Below are 1,805 nucleotides of genomic sequence, written 5' to 3'. Positions count from 1 at the left end.
AAGATTTTTCGGTCAAATGCAATGGACGATTTGGTGTTTGAACAATCGCCAGCATTACCTTTGCAAAACAATATCCGCAGCGGCAAGGCAGGCGAAAAGAAATCTGTTATGTAAAAGAGGAAACGGGCGGGATGGCGTGGGGCGAAGCTGTATATGGGGAAGGACGATAGTTGATATGAGGGAAAAAGAGAAAATCTTGTAATAGGGAACGACATTGCCTTTTATCAGCATGGAGACAGTCCTACAAGCAGAGAAAACTATTGCCCTAAAAATGAGTTGGATAGTATTTTCTAAAAGTAGTATCGACTACGAATAGTATAATAGTCGAATAGTTTTTACTACCATACTACGGATAGTAAAGTCTGTTTATAGAAGAGATAGCGGTATCATCGTCTGTTCGGCGATGATACCGCGCGGCACTCATGTGTCATGCCGCTTTAGGTATTCTGTCATTGCCTCATTGACAATATCACGCAAGGACATCCCTTTCTTGATGGCGAGGTACTTCATCCTCGTGTGGATGCTCTTGTTGATAAGGAAATTGCAATGCACCGGCACTTCGGTAGTCTCAGAAACAGACACAGGTGGTGCTGGTGTAGTTTCTGTGACTATCTGCTCCTTACTCGGCTTCTTTGTGGAAGAAAGGAGTCCGTTGAGACCGCCTTTCATTCCCTCTTTCAACATACTGCTCTTGCTCATGGCTATGCTATTTTAAGTTTAACACTTCTTTTGCCAAAGACATATATCACTGGCACCATTGGATTTGGGATTATACTCAAAGATAGTCTTGCCGTTGATGGGTGCTTCTGCCAAAGCCACATTATCACGGATGACGGTCTTGAAAACCTTCTCGTGAAAACTGTCATTGACGATTTCCCTCACGCTTCGGTTCAACGTCTTGCGGCGATCGAACTGGGTGATGACGATGCCGCCCACTTTAAGGTTGGAGTTGAGCCGCTCCTGAACGATGCGGATGATGTCCATCAACTTTGCCATACCTCTCATGGCAAGGTATTGCGCTTGAACAGGGATGATGATGTAGTCGGCTGCGGTGAGGGCATTCAAGGTCAGCAAGCCCAATGACGGTGGACAGTCGATGATGATGTAGTCGAAATGCTCTTTGGCGATGGCTTTGGTGATAAGTCCCTTCAAGATAAGCTCCCGTCCCGGCTCGCTGATAAGCTCTAACTCAGCCGCAGACAGGTCAAGGCATGAGGGTGAGACGGTGATGCCGTTGTGCAACTTGACCAACGGCAAGGTGTACTGTCCACACATTGCGCCATAGACTGTCTGTTCTTCCTCGATGGACAATCCCAAGGCTTCCGTGAGGTTGGCTTGTCCATCCATGTCAATAGCCAAGACGTTCTTCTTACTCAGTTGCAGAGCTGCCGCAAGGCTTACTGCGGTCGTACTTTTCCCTACACCACCCTTGTGATTTAATACTGCAATTATCTGTGTCATAACATGATACTACTATTAGTGAATACTACTTTACTATTCTACTACTGATAGTACATACTAACCATAGTAAAAGCGGATTTACTACGATTAGTACGTACTACTCTCAGTTGATACTACCCTCAGAAGGGAAGGTCTTCGCTCTTGTCCTGCGGTGCATCGGCTGGCGGTACGGGAGCCTCGCCTCTGCCTTGGCTGCCTTGCGTGCCTTTGTTGCAGGTGTGTCGGTTGCATCCTTCTTCCCTGCATTGACAAAGGCGATGGAGTCAGCTATGATGCTATGCTGTATGTGGTTCTCTCCGTTGCGGTCTGTCCAAATGGAAGAAGTCAGTGTGCCTTCCACAAGC

The 1,805-nt window shown here is 46.9% G+C and carries 1 protein-coding gene and 2 pseudogenes; all 3 read right to left on the bottom strand.

The annotated features are described in order from the left end of the window. Positions 1–420 precede the first annotated feature (420 nt). Entirely contained in the window at positions 421–699 is a 279-nt protein-coding gene (locus DXA05_RS26030) for a plasmid partition protein ParG (RefSeq protein WP_005816317.1), read from the bottom strand. A gap of 7 nt (positions 700–706) precedes the next feature. Beyond that, positions 707–1,461, bottom strand: a pseudogene (locus tag DXA05_RS26025) (ParA family protein). Positions 1,462–1,564: 103 nt separating this feature from the next. Then, positions 1,565–1,805, bottom strand: a pseudogene (locus DXA05_RS26020) (hypothetical protein); the annotation flags it as partial.

Origin of the sequence: Bacteroides sp. AM54-2NS, assembly GCF_003602935.1 — a bacterium.
GTDB lineage: Bacteria > Bacteroidota > Bacteroidia > Bacteroidales > Bacteroidaceae > Bacteroides > Bacteroides xylanisolvens.
Note: the sequence above shows the minus strand (reverse complement) of the source record. Positions and strands in the feature narration are given on the sequence as shown.